Annotated in this window: 1 protein-coding gene and 1 pseudogene; both read left to right on the forward strand. The window is 45.7% G+C overall.

Annotated features, from left to right (window positions below; translation table 11 throughout):
• Window positions 1-156: pseudogene (locus tag R8N49_RS27490) on the forward strand (efflux RND transporter periplasmic adaptor subunit); the annotation flags it as partial.
• Window positions 157-169: 13 nt separating this feature from the next.
• Window positions 170-679, forward strand: a 510-nt coding sequence (locus R8N49_RS27495; protein ID WP_318190501.1) for an efflux RND transporter permease subunit, incomplete at its 3' end; no start/stop codon positions are given.

Here is a 679-nt window from a genome sequence, read left to right on the forward strand (position 1 = left end):
GTCACAGTGTTAAGAGCGGAGGGAGAATTCATGTTGGTAGGTGAAGGTTTGGAACAAAGTGACCAATTGGTTCTGACTCTTCCTGAATACCCGCAAAAAGGCATGGCGGTTCAAATTGCAAAAAAGAATGACGACTCCGAAACCGTCGTACAGTAAGTAGGAGTTTGTCATGGAAGATACGAATCAAAAGGGCATCATTGCCTATTTTGCCAATAACCCTGTGGCTGCCAACCTGTTGATGGTGTTTATCATCATCATGGGTATCGTGAGTTACATGTTTATCCAGCGTCAGATGTTCCCGAATATCGAAGTGAACTACATCGACGTTCGCGCGACTTATCCAGGTGCGTCTCCTCAAGAAATTGAAGAGAGTATTTTGGTCAAAGTGGAAGAGTCGATCAAAGACGTTACTGGCATTAAAAAAGTGGTGTCGCGAGCTTCTCGTGGCAGTGCTTATATTTCTATCGAAGTTGATGTCAACGCGGATATCAAGCGAGTGCTTGATGATGTGAATCAGCGCATCGATACTATTTCTAACCTGCCTCTTGGCATGGAGCCCATCAATGTCTATCAGGTTGAATGGCGACAAGACGTGATAGAAATGGGGCTGGTGGGGGACAGGCCTCTTGAAGAGCTTAAGCCGATTGCGAAGCAGATTGAAGATGAGCTTCTGCAGCTT

It is taken from the genome of Vibrio sp. 1978 (assembly GCF_033344345.1).